Here is a 17320-nt window from a genome sequence, read left to right on the forward strand (position 1 = left end):
TCCTCCCGAATCTCTTACGATTACACCTGTCGGAAGTACATGGGGAATCGGGGGGAACATCGATGAACGGATTGAAATCGCTCGGCCCGGGTCTCGCGCTCACGGGAGTCATTGCGGCCGTGTCTTACGGGCTCGGCCTGCTGTTTCCGCTGATCGGCGGTTCGGTTTTTGGCATCATAATCGGCATCCTGGTGAACAATCTATGGCGGAAGCCGCAACATACATGGCAGGGCATTCGTTTTTGCTCCAAAAAAGTGCTGCAATGGGCAATTATTTTGCTCGGTTGCCGTCTCAGTCTGTCGGAGGTATGGAAGACCGGCACGGAGACGTTCGCAGTTATGATCGTCACGCTGCTGCTTTCGTTCGCCGCGGCCTACGGCTTCGGACGTCTGCTCCGCATTCCGCTGCGCATGGCGACGTTAATCGGCGCGGGTACCGGTATTTGCGGCGGTTCGGCGATCGCGGCCATCTCGCCGGTTATCGAAGCAGAGGAAGCGGAGATCGCGTATTCGATCTCGACGATCTTCTTGTTTAACATCGTAGCGGTCCTTGTTTTTCCGGCACTTGGGCATGCGCTCGGCTTATCCGATGCGGGCTTCGGCTTATGGGCGGGCACTGCGGTGAACGACACTTCTTCCGTCGTCGCCGCAGGGTATGCGTTCAGCACCGCAGCTGGGGATTACGCTACCATCGTTAAGCTGACGCGCACCACGATGATCGTGCCGATCGCGATCATTATGGCGGTCGTCGTCGGTTGGAGCAAGAAGCGGGAAGCTGCGACCGCCTCTGAGGGGGGATCGTTTTCGGTCAAGCAGGTATTTCCTTGGTTTATTTTATGGTTTCTCGCCGCTTCGATGCTGTACACGCTCGGTCTCTTCGGGGAGCAGCTCCTGCACTGGATTCATCTGGCGGCGCAGTTTATGATCGTGATGGCGCTGACCGCGGTCGGCTTATCGGCCGATTTTCGGCAAATGACCGCAACCGGCGTAAGGCCGATGATTCTTGGCTTAATCGTCTGGTTGGTCGTTTCCGTCACGGGATATGCGGTCGGCACGCTGACTGGCCAAATGTGACGTTTCCGTTATGCGGGAACGTCTTTTTCTTTTACAAAGTGACGAAAGAAGGAAATCCATTCCATCTCGCCGAATCTTTAGTCAAGTACATAAGACTACCGAAGGGGAGATGCCCGTTGTTTAAAAAAATCGGCGTATGGGTCATGAGCGCAGCTCTTGTTTTCACGGCCGGCTGCCAGCCGCTTGGCGGTTTGGATATGAATCAGGCCATCGAAAACGAATTGAAAACGAATTCTTATGAGGCTTCGCTGTCGATGGCGCTGCAATACGATGTGGGAGATACGAGTGCCTTGTCCGAATCCGCGAAGGAACGCGTGGCTTTTTGGAACGGATTTCAATTAAACTTATCCAGCTTGAAGGTGAATCGAAAAGAGCAGACGATGTCGGCCAAAGGGTCGCTCACTGCTGCCAAGCTGAACGTTCCGTTTGCCGTTTCCATGGATAAGGACGCTGCGGTGCTAACCGTGGAGGGCACGAACAAGCCGATTGTCATTGCCGATTGGCGTACCAATGAGCTCACCGGTATGTCCCACGAGCTGACGATGTACGACGATTATTGGTTCTATAGGCTACAAAGGTTTTTGAAGGAGTTTCACTTGGTTGACCAACAAGAGGTGACCAACAAAGCGATAGGCCTCCTTGCCAAAAACCTTCCAAACGCTGCCTCCCTTGCCGTAGACAAGAAGACGGAGACGATTCAAGGGCAGACGGTAAGCGGACATCAGCTCCGGTTCGATGTATCGGGAGAGCAATTTGCTTCGTTATTCCGGTCAACGTTTAAAAACGTAGCTTTGGACGACCAAGGCTTGCGCGAGCTGGCTGTCGTCATCTACGATAAGTTCCATCCGGAACTAAAAGAACTTGGCTTCGCGGAGGAGCTGTTCCAAGACCGGCAGCTCGGTACGGAAGCGGTTTATACAGGGGCGAAAGCGATTGCGCTTTATTTGACCTCCGAAATGGGAGGAGCTTGGGAGCAGGAGCTGCTGAGTCAATCCAAGCTCAAAGTGGACGCATTCGTCGACGACAGCAAGCAGATCCGCCAGTGGAACGCCGAGATCGCTATGCAAAGTCCCCCGGGGGTGGTGGAAGAAGGAATCCGCGGCGGCAAGCTTACCGTCCGGATGGATCGCTGGAACATCAATGGAGATGTGAAGCCGGACATGATTTCCGCGAAGGACGCGATCCGCTATGAGGACTTATCGAACGAGGACAACTTGAGACAGGTTGTGCAGCCGGATTCGGCGTTCTTTAAGCTATTGAAAGAGCAGCTTCGGATTACGGAGAAGTATTTGTACTTCTACATTTGGTCCGAATCCGACTTGGACGGCGTACCGGGGGCAGAAGCAGAGGGGACGGAGGCTTATCCGGCCTACCCGGCTTACGGTTACAATGCCGCATATATTTCGGGCAATAGCACCGCTTATGTGCAAGGGAAAGAGCTCGGGGAAGGGCTTGGCTATAAGGTGACCTGGGATGCGGGAACGAAAACGATGACCATCGCGAGCTCGCAGACGGAGATCGTACTGCAAGCAGGCAGCGCGACGGCCCGGGTGAACGGAACCGACAAAAGCATCGGCGCTCCCGCCGTGCTGAAAAAAGATGCGCTCTACGTTCCGGTCCGGTTCGTGGCCGAGCAATTGGGCGCGAAGATAAAAACCGAGGGAGAGGAAAGCCTATACTCCATCGAAGTATATAAACCGTAGTACAGGACGCACAGAAAAAAACAAAACGCCTGATTCTTCATCCTTCGCGGAAAAAGAATCAGGCGTTTTCGTTTCTTATGGAGCGGATCAGGATTTCGGCTTTGTTACGGGTACGGCGTTCTTAACGTATTCTTCCAGCGTCACGCCTTGCTTGACGATCGCTTTGGCCGTGTCTACGCCGACATAGCGGAGGTGCCAAGGCTCGTATTGGTAGCCGGTAATGCCCTCTTTGCCTTCCGGATATCGGATGATAAACCCGTAATCGGCCGCGTGCTCGGCGAGCCACTTCGCTTCCTTGGTTGCGCCGAAGCAGTCCTGCGCCGCGCATTTGCCCGAGCTGCCGGCCACGTCGATGGCCAGCCCCGTCTCATGCTCGCTGTGTCCCGGCTTGGCGCTGTATTTGTTCGCCGCGGCCTCGCCGTCTTTTTTCACATAGCGGTCGTATACCGTTTTTTGCGTTTCATGGGAGCGGTAAGCGGAGACGCCGGCTAGCGGCAGGTTATCCTTTTTGGCAGCTTGAAACAGTTTTTCGAGCGCCGCGGCCGCTTCCTTGCGCATTTTGCGCTTTTCAAGCTTTTCTTTGAACGTAAAAGGCACATTCGGGTCAACCAGGTCCTGAGGCTTATAGCTATCCGGCAGCTTGTTCGTCTTGTTGACAAGCACCGCAACATCCGCCGGGTTCGCGACAACCTGAATATCGTCTGTTTTCGTACCGGATTTGGTATCCGTTTGAGCCGTCTGCTTTACCCCCGCGGTACCGGAAGCTTGATTCTGCCCGTTCGTAGAGGCGGCAGGTGTCTCGGACGGTTTCGACTTGGATGCATCCGCGCTAGTACCAGTCGAGCCGGTATTCGATGAGGCAGGAGGCGTCGAGGTTCCGGCTGCGGTGTCGGCCTGCGTTTTGCTGCCGCCGTCTCCGCATGCGGCGGAAACGAGCATGAATGCGGCCAGCAGCAGCGCTGCGGCGGTCGTGCGACGAGAGTTCAATAGAGCCAAATCCTTTCATATTTAAAATACACGCGCGTTTTAGCGGTCTTATTACATAGACGACGTGCGAATGCGAAAAGTTTCTAATTTTTTCTCCCATCCGCTTCCTGTAAAAATATTCCCTAAGGTGAGAGATTGGATTCCTGTTCGTCGTCTATACAGTATAGAACGCTGGGAGGACCGAATGGTGGAGGAACGCGATATCCGGCAGGAGTTGGAACGAGAGCTTATTCATCGGATTGTAGCGGGAAGCAAACAAGAATTTTGCTTTCTGGTCGATCGCTATAAACTGAAAATTTACGGCCTCCTTCGGGGGATGGGGGCGAGTCCTATGGATGCGCAGGATTTGACGCAGGAAACCTTTATTAAGGCTTACCGCAAGCTCGCTTCGCATCGACCGGACAAAAGCTTTGCTTCCTGGTTGTATACGATCGCCGCTAATCTGTTGAAGGACCATAAGAAAAAACACCGATTCGAGGAGCATCCGATCGGGCAGGCTGAGACTGCGGTCAGCGACGGTCCGGAGCAGTCGCTGCTTCGGACGGAACGGCGAACGGAATTTCAGCGGCTGCTGGCCCTGCTTCCGGCCAACTACCGGATGGCGCTGTTGTTAAGGTACACGAATGATTTGAGCTACGAGGAGATCGGCGAAGTGCTGGAGGTGCCGGTAAGCAAAGTCCAGAACGACTTGTATCGGGCGAAAAAACGGCTTAAACAGCTCATGATCGAGAGCAAGGAGGGGATGGAATATGAAATGCCTGGGCCGCGATGAAATGGAGATGTTCCTAACCCGCTCTGGCGTCACCGATCGCAGCGGCATGGCCGATCATATCGCCGCTTGCTCCGATTGTCAGCGATTGAAAAACGCTCTTTTAGAGGAACAGGAGCAGTGGGCCCGGGAAATGTATGCGGAAACACTGCCGGAATCATTCACGGATCAAGTCATGTCCGCGCTCCGGGACGAAGAAATCGAGCCGGTGACGCCCACACCGATGACTGAACGGGCAGGCCGTGTGGCGGTGAAGCGCAGCCGGAAAATCTGGTGGGTCACAGTAGGCGTAGCTTCTATCCTCGTGCTGCTGAGCGTGGCGTCCTTCTATTCGATACCGACGGTCGCTGAAATCATCCGATCTTTATTTTCACGCAATCATGTGGATATCGGCTTGCTGCGGGCGCAGGAATTCGGTTTGGTACAGCATCCGAACATTAAAATAAAAGACAAAGGCTACACGCTCAAGATCGATGAGGCTGTTGCCGACCCTACCCGTGTTATTGTGGCGCTGCAACTGTTCGGCCCGGACGGAAAGCATGAGCGGGATCGCTTAAGACTCTCGGAAGAAGGAAGCCGTATTGTCGTTAAGGACGAGAAGGGGAAAGTGATTGGAAAATTATACGATATGGGGGCGACGAACGACTTTTATTATCTCGTTGCGTTTTTTCCGGAGCCCATTCAATCGAATCGTATCACGATCGAGGGACAGATCGGCATAATAGATGGAGATCCGTGGGACAAGGGATTTCCTGCTATTAAAGGAAACTGGAACTTCGAATTCCCGATCGATATGACGGAGGCGCAGAAACAAACGAGGATTACTGAATTGCAGGGAGAATATACTTCTCCGGGCGGCATGACGGTTCGCTTAAAGCGGCTAACTCGTATGGTGCAGGGCGTTCGCTTGGAGTTGGATACAGAGCTCAGTCCGGAGGCGTTGGTCCGGTCTCCGGGAGACTTATGGCAGAAGCAGGAGCTGATGTTTCATTTTGAGGACGCGGCAGGCAGCGAAATTCATAGCGTGAATGCGAGAAAATTTCCGCGCAGGGATAGTTTGATGACTCTATCGCACATTCCCGGTGACAAGCCCGGACTGATGCACTTAAGCTACACGTTTAAATATTTGCCGGAGGACCAGCCATACCGGTTCGTCCTCGACGGTTATTCGGTGGCTGAGCGGGACGGCGCGTCGGTGAGCTTTGCACCTGCCCGTTTGCAGGAGGAACCGGTGTTTTTCCGTGCGGACGGCGACGATATCCGGTTGAAAGGTTTTACGATCGAGCAACCGCCGAATACGAACGGTGAAGAAACGGAAGGCGTGCTGCATGTCGATGGGGAGTTCTGGAATGAATTTTCGTATGACGATTGGGCGGCACGGGATTCTGAGGGCAAAGAATACCGAGTTTCGATGCGTGGGGCTTCGAGTTCGAAGGGATCAGGATGGAAGGATGGGACGATCGAACTGGGAGAGGACTATGAGTTCCGAATCCCCGGTATGCTGACCGTGCCGGAACGGCTTACCCTGATTCGCAACGTTGTGAATAAACGATACGTCAACGTTGACTGGTTGGTTGAGATGAATAGGAGCCCGGAGAACTATAATAAAGAAGGCCTTGTAGGCTCCATCCAGCAATTTGGCGACCTTAACTTACATATCGGGCGGAATGAAGAGGCAAAAGGACAGCGGAGGAAGCTGTCCTTTTTACTTGGAATCAGACTTATTCGATGTTGAAGCTGTGACGAGTATGAAGATGGATTTGTCGGCTTGGAAGAGAAGACTGAGGGGCTGGATCGTATTTTAGTGAACTATATCTTCATGGTAGCCGGACCCGTTGGCTGTGGGCACCAAAATAGAGGAACTCCGATTCGCTAGTCGCAGGCCCATATCTTCAGGAAAAATATAGAGGAACATACGTTAGCTATCCATGTCGAAAATAGTTTGTTGTGCCTCAAAAGGGAGCAATAGCGCATCGCAGTTCCTTTAAATGTTGCCAAAGGCGGTCGGTGAAACCCATAGCTCACTACAGTTCCTCTATTTGGCACGCATGACTTATGGCGTATGGTGCGCATATAGCGTATGGAGCATCAAGTGTATGGTGTATATAGCATGTGGTGCATCTGGTGTATGGTGCATATAACCTATGGTGTAAATACAGCCGCAAGTTCATATAAGGGATGTTACAGCCGGTGGTGATCCGCCCGCCAAGTCCGGACCGCTTTCTTGATGTCATCGGGCTGCATGTTTTCTTCTGCCGCTTTGTGGCATAGCTCCGGGTACTCCTGATCGCCGGCGAATCGCAAAGCGATGATTTGTCGAAGCGATAATCGGGGATCGATCGGCTTGCCGGTCAGGATAAAGTGCCGGAGCTGCTCTTCCGCCCGAATCGCCCGGTCTTGAGCCTTGAGCGCATACGTCCGCACCAGCATGACCAAGATGGCGGCGATGACGCTCAGCCCGAGAAGAAGCAGTGCGGTGGACACGTCTTCTCCCGCTATCAGGGAACGGACGGCATAAATCACGGCGCCGATGAGAACGATCAAAGTTAGCCAAAGAAGCACGAAATGGAACAGTGGATCCAATTTGCGGTGGTTGGCGTACTGTTGGGTTTCCAAACGATTTTCCTCCCGTAGTCAGGTTAGTTTTATTGTATAACCGGCTGCAACAATTTACCATACCCTTGGTTGCTTGCTTGTCCGCTTTTTTGTAAAGTGAAGAAAATAACGATACTGGAGGTTGTTTTCTTGGCTTACGCGACTCCCGATTATGCCGAACGTTTGCAAACCCATATGCGATCCCATGCGAACCCGGAATTGGCAGGTCCGATGCAGGCATATATGCGCGATCAATTCGCTTTTCTGGGGATCAAATCGCCTGCACGTACGGCGCTGGTCCGGCAGTTTCTTCAAGAGAACGGCGTGCCGGAAAACGGGGAATTGGATAAAACGGTCCGGGTATTATGGGTGCAGCCGGAACGCGAATTCCAGTATGCGGCGCTAACGCTGCTCGGGAAAACAAGCAAGACTGCGGATGCCTCCCGCATCGAGCTTGTGGAAGAGCTCATAACGACCAAATCGTGGTGGGATACGGTGGATGAATTGGCGGGACATGCGGTAGGGGAATTGTTCACCCGGTTTCCCGAGCTGATTCCGGTCCATACGCAAAGATGGATGGCTTCGGATTCGATGTGGCTTCAGCGGACAGCGTTACTGTTCCAGCTTCGCTACAAGAAGCGAACGGATGCGGCTTTACTCTTTGAGCTGATCCGGCAATGCGCGGACTCGAAGGAGTTTTTCATCCGAAAAGCGATCGGCTGGGCGCTCCGGGAATATTCCAAAACGGACGAAGCGGCGGTCCGCAGGTTCGTTGCCGAAACCGCGCTATCGCCGCTTAGTATCCGTGAAGCGCTCAAATATGTGGATCGGCGAAAGCCGCAATAACCTATTCCAGCTTAAAGCCCCGGGCCTCCAAGAAGCCTCGTATATGCGCACGCACCGGCTGCCGGAATTTGTCCGCTATCCCCCTGGACCATGTGGTCACCGTTTTTCCTCCGGTTCTCGTCCGGTAATATTCCTGCATCGTCTCGTCGTACGTTGTGACCTGTTGCCGTACATCGTCCGCTTGATAACCATTATAGTGCAAAACGGCTTGCTTCGGCAGCCGCGGGCGAGCCGAAGGCTCTTGATCAGGTACACCGATACACATGCCGAACACCGGATAGACGAGCTCGGGCAGCTGGAGTAGCCGGCTTACGTCCTCTGGGGCGCTGCGGATTCCGCCAATGTACACGATCCCGAATCCGAGTGATTCGGCGGCTACCGCGGCATTTTGCGCAGCAAGCGCCGCATCGACGGTGGCGACGATGAAGCTTTCCGTATTTTGATGGAATGTTTCGCCGTTCAGCTCGGTCGCTTCGCGGAGCCGGTACAAATCTGCACAGAATACAAGGAACAGACCGGAATGCTCGACATAGGCCTGATTTCCGGCGAACCGGGCCAGCTCCCGCTTTTTCTCCGGGTCGGTCACGGCAATGATGCTGTAGGCTTGGACATTGCTTGAAGTCGAGGCCATTTGAGCAGAAGCGACGATGGCGTCGATGTGTTCCGGCTGCAGTGGAACGTCCTTGAATTTGCGGATGGAGCGGTGGCTTTGGAGCAGGTCAATTACGGCGTTCATGAATGGTTGCACCTCCGGATGGTATGGAATGTTGTGAATAGGAAAGACCCCCTGTCGGGGGTCTCCAGCAGACTGGTTGACATGCTACCTTAAATTGTAAATGTTTAGATTCGTATCGTCAAACCGAGCGGAAAACGTGCGGCTATACTCGTGCCGACGCTTATTTTTTAGAGACAAGCGAACGAAAATGCTCGCTATCAATGCCGGATCTGATTGACGATCACATCATACATGCTGCCTTGAATTTTGACCGGCACATCGTCGGTCTGAACCAATCCGTTACTCCAATGCACGCGGAACCGGAACGTGTAGGTTTGGCCGTTACGCAGCGATTGGGCATGGTCCGGATTGACCAGCTGTCCGTTGAAGCGAATGCGGTCGGAGGAGTCAAGCTTGACTTGCTCGCCGGTTTCCAGAAGCGTCGCATCGACCGACTGCGGCTTGGTTGCGCTGGTGCCGGTATCGGTCACCGTCGCCGACAGCTCGAACGCTTCCCCTGCCCAAAAGACGTCGGCAGCCCGAGGCTTGCCCGGGTGCTTCTCGTTCCACAACAGCCGGTAGCTTTCCCACTCCGGCGTATGCGTGACATAGCCCTTAATCGACAGCGGCAATACGACCAACGAATAGATCTGACTGAACGTTCCGCCCTTGCCGTCGTTGAGGGATAGCCGCAAGGAGTAATTTCCTTGAGGCAGCGGCCCGTAGGTGAACGTCTTGCTTTGGCCGGACGGAACGCCGCTCCATTGCTGAATGATTCCGAATGCGCCACCGTTCAAGCTGCTTTCCACCGTGACGTCGATCGCATCGCCGTCCGGGTCGGAGACAGATACGGTGAATACCGGTGTGTCGTGCTCGTAAATCGGCGTGACAAACGTAATATTTCCCGTCGGAGGGCGGTTGGTCAGCAGCCATGTCGGTGCAGACCATGCCGACCATACAAATCCGTCAAAAGTGCGCGCTCGAACCTGAACTTTGGCTCCTGCCGGCAGCGGATGGTCCTTAGGAACGGAGACGCTTTGTACGGACACTTGCCCTTGAAGGTGTTGCCCTTGTTCTCCCGTATCGTAGAGCACGGTATTTCCCGCTTCATTGATGAATTGGACCTGATATTTCGTGAACGTCGTATTTAGGTCCGGGTCGCTTTGCGTGAATGAAACGGTCGGCGTTGGGCTCATCGGCGTCGGATTCGCTTGCGTTCCGGAAGGAACGTTCATCGTCACGGTCGGCGTCATGTTGATGTAGAACCATACGGTGTTGCTCCATTCGGACCATAGGTTCGGATCGTCGTCGGTGACCTTCATCCGTGCTTGCAAAGGAACGCCTGTCGGCAGGTCCGTCGGCACTTGGAAGCTGTTCGATGTTGCCGTGGTGTTCTGATACGCATTCCATCCGGTATTGTAGACCATGCCGCCGGTCTCGCTCAAAATTTCGATGTACATTTTCGTATAGTAGTTCTTCTGGCCATCCGATTGAACCCAAGCAATCGCCGGTCGCTTGTTATCCAGAATGAGCGTTGGGTTATAGGCGTCAGGTCCGTTCGGATTCGTAATAACAACGCTGGGTGCCGAATTGATGACCATCCATCCGATATTGGACCATTCCGTCCAATAGTACGGATTTTGCGCGCGCACCCGTACCTGATACAGCTCGCCGCGGATCAAATCCGTCATCACTTGCCACGAAGCCGTACTATGGGGCGACGCATTCTGACTTGTTTCCCCGCTGCTGATGACGAGACTTCCTTGCGAATCCATGACTTGAACCTCGTACCCCGTAAACAAGTGGCCTGCCGGGTCATCCTGCTTCCAATGGATCGTCGGTCTCGTTCCGTGCTCCAGCGTAGGATTATCTCGCGTTCCGGTCGGATACGTGAGCTGGATCGTCGGTTTTGGAATTTCAGGGACGTTGCCTTTGAGCTGAATCGAAGCGGTGGCGGGGTAAGATTTTGCCCCGTACTCGTCGATGACCTGTAAATACACGGTATAAAGTCCCGGCTTTTTTGGTCTCGTCAGCTTTTCAGCGACAAAATTACCGTCGGGGTCGACATAGCCGTACTCCCGGGAAACGATCCCGCGCATGCTGCAATAATCGTAGCCCGTCACATCGGGTGCGCTGCATCGTGCCGGGTCCCAAGCCGCCCGATTCGGATCGAACCGGTCGGGATCGTAGGACGTATCGTTCCAGGCGACCGTGCCGTCCCCGTTCTCCGTGAGGGTGAACTGCGCGATCGGCCTGCGGTGAACGATCAATCTTTTCTGGAACGTATTGGACCATTTGCGGTATTGATCGAATACCATGCTCGCCCATAAATAGTTCCGGTTCGGATCGTCCTGCGCCCGCAGCGTGAGCAGATAGACGCCGACGGCGTCAAATGTTTGCTGCGGAGCGTCGAACGTTTTCCCGTTCAGCGCAGACAGTCCCTGATTGTTTAGGAACTTCGGCGTATGTGTAACCCCCCAGCGGAAATTGCCGGCCATCGGATCGTTTTCCGGATCTTCGAACAGAATGCTTTTATACCGGACGTTAGCAGATGCCGAACCATTCTCCCATATGGCGTAGTCGGACATCCAATCCCGGCGATCCTGATTCTGTTTAACGGAAATGGCCGCAAAAGTGACAAACGATTTGTCCGTAAAAGGCCCCATTTTTCCATCTGTGAATGTGGCGTCCTGTACCTCAAACACCGGCACGCCGTTCATGAATACTTGAATGTTATCGCCCGACAAGCTGATCTTGAACAAATTGTCCGTGTTATCGAACGGCCACGCTTGACTACGCAGTACGGTTCGGCTGCCGCCGACATAACGGCTTAGATAGAGCGTGGAACCGTCTGTCTCCAGACTGTACCGGTTTGTCGGATCAAGCATGCGGAACGAAAATCCGCTTAGGCTCGTATCCTCGTTCGGACTCGCCATTTTCATTCGGAACGTAATGTCCGTATCCCGGTAGCTGTCCGGAGAAACGAACTGGCCGAGAACAAACCCTTTCCGTAGTACCGGATCTTGATCCAAAGGACCGCTTTCGAGATACATGTACTTATCGGTTTCCGTGAAGTAATAGCCATTGCCCGTTTGTCTTTTTACCGTATTGTACATCCCCAAAAACAGGCCGTCCCCTACATAAAATCCGCCTAAGTAATTGTCTCCCCGCTCTTGTTCATTCGATGCTTCATTCAATAATTCGCCCTCATGAACATTGAAGCGGCTGCATTTTCCATCCGTCCCCCAGGAGCAACCACCCCCTCCGCCATTGAATCCTCCACCCGGAGTTACGCCAACTGTGTACGGGTAGTTGTATGGAACAGGTCCGTCCGATACCGCGCCGGTGTCCATATTCACGTATTGTCCGAAGCTGTGGTGGTCGCCACGACCGTTCATAAGATCCATATTCGTGTAACTGCGGGTCAGCAAGGTCCGGTTATATGGATTTACAACGAGCGCCGTAAAATTGTTGTAAAGCATTTCTCCACCCATTGACGTGTTGGAAGGGTAGAACCAGTCCATACCCGCCAATCTGGCGGTCCATCCCATGCTCAAGTCGTTATTGATGCGCAGCAGATACACGCCGATCGGAGCATCTTCGTTATATCGTCTGTCAATTTTGATGTACCCGTCGGCCCGATCGCAAGAACGCTTGATGTAAGTGTAAAACTCCCCGTCCGGCCCTTTCCATAGCCCGTTTAGATCACTGTATCTACATTGGTAGTCTTCGACATACTGCTCAGGAACCGGGCGCCCCAGCATCGTATTATAATATTTTCGTTGATATTTAATCGTGCTGTCCGGGAACGATTGTCCGCCTCTTCTGACTTCCTGGAGCTGCGGATTAATCTCGACGAACCCAATAGCAGAAGCCCCATTACTAGAGTTCTTCTGATACACGATGACCAGGCTTTCGCCTTTTGTCATCAGCGAGAACGTCTTCCGTCCGACATAATCCTTTTCATCAACCGACATTCCGAGTACTTCCCAGCCGCTCTTGAGCGGATTGTCCTTATTGCTCGAAAGCAGCTTACCGGTATACGCATCGTATGCCTCAATCATAAAGGAGTTGTTGGCCTTGCCGACGCCACACGTCCAGCTTCTCGAACCATCGTCGTTGCGGCAAGTGGTGAAGTAGTCATACATTTTGATGTTCGAAACCTTGTAGATGATTCCGCCTGCGACCTCATACTTCACAGAACCTTGATACTCGCTCTCCAAGTATACTTCTTTCGTATAAGTAGGCCCATTCGGGGAATCCCGGAACGGTACGGCGACAGTATACTTGTCCGGCGTAAGGATAAAATCATACGGGTCCCGATCCCATAGATGAAACAGGTTGTTAGCTGAATTGTTCCATTTTCTACTGTACTGCGGCAGCTTCTTTTTATTAAAGGCGTACAGCTTCGAGCCCTCGTCAAAATAAAGATACGTTTTGTTCGTACGTACGAGCGAATTGAACTTCGCCGGAGCATATCCGGGTACATACGTCCTCGCATCCGGGTCCCAGATCGTTGATGGGACTAAGATGGGGGTACTGGTCAGCGTGGGTCTACCGCCAACCCACTGATAAACCGTACCTTTATACGAGCTGACAAAGTTTGCGCCGAACCCGAGGTCCGGCCATAGGAACGTTCCGAAAACGTTGGTAGGTCCCTGTGGTGGACTATCTCGCTTGATGATGTTTTCCTGACGCTCCATTTCTCTTCCCAAGCCCGCCCGCAGGATGGCGTTGCCCTCGGCAGCCCACCGGTAAACATAGTTATTGATCCGGTTATTCGTGTTCGTATCGAACAGAGCCCACGAATTTACGATCGTATAGGCATTAAACATAATGGGCGGATTCATGCCTGGCTGATCGTTCTGCCCTTCGACGGCAAAGGAAACGTGCGGCGCATTATTGACAATATCCAGCGTTCGCGGCGCTTCCGGCTGCGTATCGGATGCCATGGCGCTTTTCCCGTAGTCCTCCGTCACTTGGACATCGAATAGATATTTACCGACCATGTCGGTTTTAAATACAAGCGTGTTGTTATCGAAGGAAACGACTCTGCTGTCTGTCCCAAGGATATCCAGCCAAGGATCGTCCTGAAAACCGTTATTTGCCGCGTCGTATTTGAACCGCCATTTGACGGAAACGATCTGATCGCCGTCCGGCGAATACGATTGGTTACGGATGGTCACCGTTTGATTCCGGATACCGAGCGGCGGTACGACGATTTTGCCGACGGGAGGCAAGTCCGGATGCACAGTAATGCTGCACGTGCTGTAGCCGGTCGATGCCATGCCGGAGCTGTCTACTACTTTTGCCAGCGTGACGGTCGCGGTAACGTCCTGCAAGGTACCATTATAGTACTTATCAAGCTTGTTGACCCACAAATCCTTCGAGTGGTCGATGGTGCGTCTCGCCGGGCTCCAGCTTTTATCCGCATGGATCGCTCCGGGAGGGATGGGACGATTTTCCTTGATCTCCGCGGGCGCGGTGCAGACTGGGATCGGATTCGGCTCCATCACAGTCAAGGATACGTTTTCCGTTCGCGTCCCGCCGCGCCCGTCATCCGCCGTAGCTTTCACGGAGAAGGTTCCGGGCGTATCCGCTTTGATATGATAATAGCCTTCGGCGTCGAGCGTCTTGCCCCAATCTTCGTGCAGCTGCTTCGCTATTTTTTGAATCCAAGGGTGCGTACCGGAATCAAAATCCCATTTCCATTGGATCGGATCGTTGTCCGGGTCCGAAGGTGACTTCGGGTCTGTGTACTGGTTATGAATAACGCGGACATTGACCATGTCGCCCACCAAAAAATAGTCCGGCGGATAGATCCCGTTCCGATCTTGATCGTAAAACCAGCCTGCCTGAAAATAGGGCGGTTTATTGTTCGGATCGGGGAGAACCGTTAACGGTTTTTCCTTAATCCAGTCCGTTTCGCCGCAAGAAGTTTGAATTTTCAGACTTATGTAGTTGTTACCTTCTCCAAAATAAAACGGTCTCCCGTTCGGATAGGGGAATGTGCTGTTCAGCGATTGCCCTTTCACCCGATTCGTCGACCATGTCTGGCCGTTATAATTGAACCGATATTGATGACCGAAATAGGTACAGCCTTTCGGGATTTTAAAATCAACAGGCTCCAGTTCGAAATTATCCCGGATTTTGATCGTCGGTCCGGGCCTAATTCGAAAATCGCCGTCGATGCCGATATCGACAGGGAAATCAAACGGCTTATAGTTATTGTCTTCCCCGCCAGTCGTACCTTCGTCGATCGTATTGTCCGAATCAACATAAAATCCGGTCAGTAGTTTTCCCGGGTCCGTCACCGTATACTGAAACGTGCCCGTAATATCCACGTTCTGCTCGGCGTTTGTAAAGGATGCCTTGTGAATCGTTTTGCCGTTGGAACGGTTCTGGATCAGGATCGAGAAGGTTTTGTTCTTGATAGGCTCTCCCACGTTGCGGAACGTGTAAGTGAACGTCGTCGGCTCGCCGATTTTGACCGGCCCGTTCGATTTGAGATCGATAGGGATCAGGTCGGGAAAGGTCGGCGCTTTATAGAACACTTCAATGCGGCCTTCGAATTTGTAGGTTGTGGCGGTCCAGAAGGTGTCGGCGTCCATGACGTAATTTCGGCCTTCTTGAAGTTTTGGATAATCTGTACAACTACTACTATCTTTTGGCCAAAGAATGTAGTCAGTATCACATCTATTGTAAGTAGAAGTAAAGGGCTTGGAAACTTTCAAGTATCCGAATCCATCTACTTTCCTCCCAAAATCTTCAATATTTATACCTCTAGCAAATGCGAGCGCCTTGGTAATGGTGATACTTTTCGGATCTATTCGATCCGAAGCTATGGGTTCCCGTTGTTCTTCTGGTTTCTCGTTCAAGAAGAAATCTTTAGGTGGGGCAATCGTATAAGCAGTTGTAACAGCGGAGCCGTCCCATTTCCTTAAGTCTGGTTCATTAAAAAGAACATATTCACCAGAGGGATAAATCGTAGCGTCACTGGGAAACAACCCTGGACAAGGGGATGGTGCTGTATCAGGGGAACCGTTACAACTCCCCGGAAATTGATAGTGCTTCGTCCTTTCCCCTTCCGTATCCCAATACTTCCCGCTTGGATCGCGCCAAATAATGTGTCCGGGATTAGTATATTGTTTAGCATATAGTTTAACGGGGACCCCGCCCGATAAATCTTTGAACACGACTTGATCATTAGCCACTTCATAAGCATTCGTATCAATTTTTTTCTCTATACCATCAGTCCCCATCATATAAACATCAACACGATCTACAATTCGGCTTCCAGAATTTAGGTAGACTTTATAGTGTGTTAAGGTTGACATAGGCTCGAATGTCTTAAAATTGATCGCTGCCATAATATAGTCGGGTCGTAAGAACATGAATACAGTTAGACCAACAAAGAAGATAACGGCTGCTGCGACGATTTTCTTCCGTTGATTCTTTGTAAACAAAGCCGCCTCCTCCCTCCCAACTATTTACTTAAAGTAATTAACTCTCCGTTATTTTCGTTCAACCTAATAAGCACATCTCCATATTTCTCAATTTGCGATTGAATATTTTTTTTAGGTATAGCGAAAAGATACCATCCCTCAGAATGATTACTCTTGGTACCAATGCTTGGAAGGATAAACCTTGCATCAACTTTGTCCAAGTTTATGACTACTACCCGTGTCCCTAAATATGGAGCTAGTTCTCCAAATAATCCGTAGCTAAGAGGAGACCCTGTTTCATTGGAGATATCCACTTTCAACGCAATCAAATATTCATCATCGAACGGCTTATCGTTAATTTTTTCAAGATTGCCGTCAAAAGTTGATCGAAAAGCGCCATCCTTTTCATTTAGATCCATAATCAAAATCTGATGCACCTTTACTATCGCTTTCGTATTTCGCAACGGCATCTTATAAGGCAACTCAACCACATGACTGCCCCACATCGTCTGAACGTTACTCCCCGACAATTCCACTTCCGCATAGCTTGCCGCACGCTTGTCCACTTCGAGCTTCTTACCTTGGCTCACGTCCAAAATCCGCTGAATGATCTTCACCGACTGCGCCCGTGTGGCCGACTCATCTTTACCGAGTTGACCGTCGGCCATGCCTGTAATCAAACCCCTCTGCGTCGCCAAAAACATAAACTTCTTCGCATCGGTGCTGTCCTCAGGCGATTGCAGCGATTTGTCCGATGCACGGACGGCGAGGCGGGCCATTTCCATCCGGGTAATAGGCGTATTCCAGTCTCCGGAAGAAAAGTCCTTGTACTGGTGGATTCCGGCTTGCACAAGCGCTGCGACGTAAGGAGCATACCACTCCTTGTTATCGCCACCCGGTACCGGCTTCACACCGGCTGCTTTTGCTGCCATGGTAATAAATTCTGCCCGCGTAACGGTGTGGTCCGGCTTGAACGATCCGTCCGGATAACCGTCGACGTACCCGGCTGTAACAATAGCCTTAATATCGGATTCTGCCCAGTGTCCGGAAATATCGCTTAAAGAGACACCCGCTTTTGACTCCAATGCCGATTTCGGCTGCTCTGCGGCAACAAGCGTATTGGCATTGGGGCTGCAGGCGCTCATTAACATCATGGATACGACTAAAGGGACAACTCGCTTCATCAA

The 17320-nt window shown here is 52.2% G+C and carries 10 protein-coding genes; 5 read left to right on the forward strand and 5 right to left on the reverse strand.

Annotated features, from left to right (window positions below; all coding sequences use genetic code 11):
• Positions 1 to 62 precede the first annotated feature (62 nt).
• Both PEL01S_RS20590 and PEL01S_RS20595 read left to right on the forward strand, forming a co-directional pair.
• Positions 63 to 1073, forward strand: coding sequence for a YeiH family protein (locus PEL01S_RS20590; protein ID WP_063178312.1), 1011 nt, complete (start codon positions 63 to 65; stop codon positions 1071 to 1073).
• Positions 1074 to 1189: 116 nt separating this feature from the next.
• Entirely contained in the window at positions 1190 to 2776 is a 1587-nt protein-coding gene (locus PEL01S_RS20595; protein WP_127461636.1) for a copper amine oxidase N-terminal domain-containing protein, read from the forward strand.
• 87 nt (positions 2777 to 2863) lie between these two features.
• On the opposite strand, the gene PEL01S_RS20600 is transcribed toward PEL01S_RS20595, so the two are convergent.
• Positions 2864 to 3763: a M15 family metallopeptidase gene (locus PEL01S_RS20600; RefSeq protein ID WP_371860721.1), complete on the reverse strand. Its 900-nt coding sequence runs from the start codon at positions 3761 to 3763 to the stop codon at positions 2864 to 2866.
• 187 nt (positions 3764 to 3950) lie between these two features.
• Between PEL01S_RS20600 and PEL01S_RS20605 the strand changes: the two genes are divergently transcribed.
• Both PEL01S_RS20605 and PEL01S_RS20610 read left to right on the forward strand, forming a co-directional pair.
• Complete coding sequence (locus PEL01S_RS20605; RefSeq protein ID WP_255320142.1) at positions 3951 to 4535, forward strand: RNA polymerase sigma factor; 585 nt, start codon at positions 3951 to 3953, stop codon at positions 4533 to 4535.
• Complete coding sequence (locus PEL01S_RS20610; RefSeq protein WP_239551404.1) at positions 4513 to 6267, forward strand: DUF4179 domain-containing protein; 1755 nt, start codon at positions 4513 to 4515, stop codon at positions 6265 to 6267. Before PEL01S_RS20605 ends, PEL01S_RS20610 begins: the two co-directional genes overlap by 23 nt.
• 446 nt (positions 6268 to 6713) lie before the next feature.
• Here PEL01S_RS20610 and PEL01S_RS20615 read toward each other — a convergent pair whose 3' ends face one another.
• Positions 6714 to 7148, reverse strand: a complete 435-nt coding sequence (locus PEL01S_RS20615; RefSeq protein ID WP_127461639.1) for a DUF6526 family protein — start codon at positions 7146 to 7148, stop codon at positions 6714 to 6716.
• Positions 7149 to 7277: 129 nt separating this feature from the next.
• On the opposite strand from PEL01S_RS20615, the gene PEL01S_RS20620 reads away from it, so the two are divergent.
• Positions 7278 to 7973, forward strand: a complete 696-nt coding sequence (locus PEL01S_RS20620) for a DNA alkylation repair protein (protein ID WP_239551403.1) — start codon at positions 7278 to 7280, stop codon at positions 7971 to 7973.
• A gap of 1 nt (position 7974) precedes the next feature.
• On the opposite strand, the gene nfsA is transcribed toward PEL01S_RS20620, so the two are convergent.
• The 3 genes from nfsA to PEL01S_RS20635 form a co-directional block, all read right to left on the reverse strand.
• Positions 7975 to 8709 (reverse strand): oxygen-insensitive NADPH nitroreductase, encoded by a 735-nt coding sequence (gene nfsA, locus PEL01S_RS20625; protein ID WP_127461640.1) that lies wholly within the window; start codon positions 8707 to 8709, stop codon positions 7975 to 7977.
• A 197-nt stretch (positions 8710 to 8906) separates the two neighbouring features.
• Positions 8907 to 15299 (reverse strand): fibronectin type III domain-containing protein, encoded by a 6393-nt coding sequence (locus PEL01S_RS20630; RefSeq protein WP_127461641.1) that lies wholly within the window; start codon positions 15297 to 15299, stop codon positions 8907 to 8909.
• 875 nt (positions 15300 to 16174) lie between these two features.
• Positions 16175 to 17317 (reverse strand): S-layer homology domain-containing protein, encoded by a 1143-nt coding sequence (locus PEL01S_RS20635; protein WP_127461642.1) that lies wholly within the window; start codon positions 17315 to 17317, stop codon positions 16175 to 16177.
• Positions 17318 to 17320: the final 3 nt, after the last annotated feature.

The sequence above is a fragment of the Paenibacillus elgii NBRC 100335 genome, assembly GCF_004000865.1.
GTDB classification, from domain to species: domain Bacteria; phylum Bacillota; class Bacilli; order Paenibacillales; family NBRC-103111; genus Paenibacillus_G; species Paenibacillus_G elgii.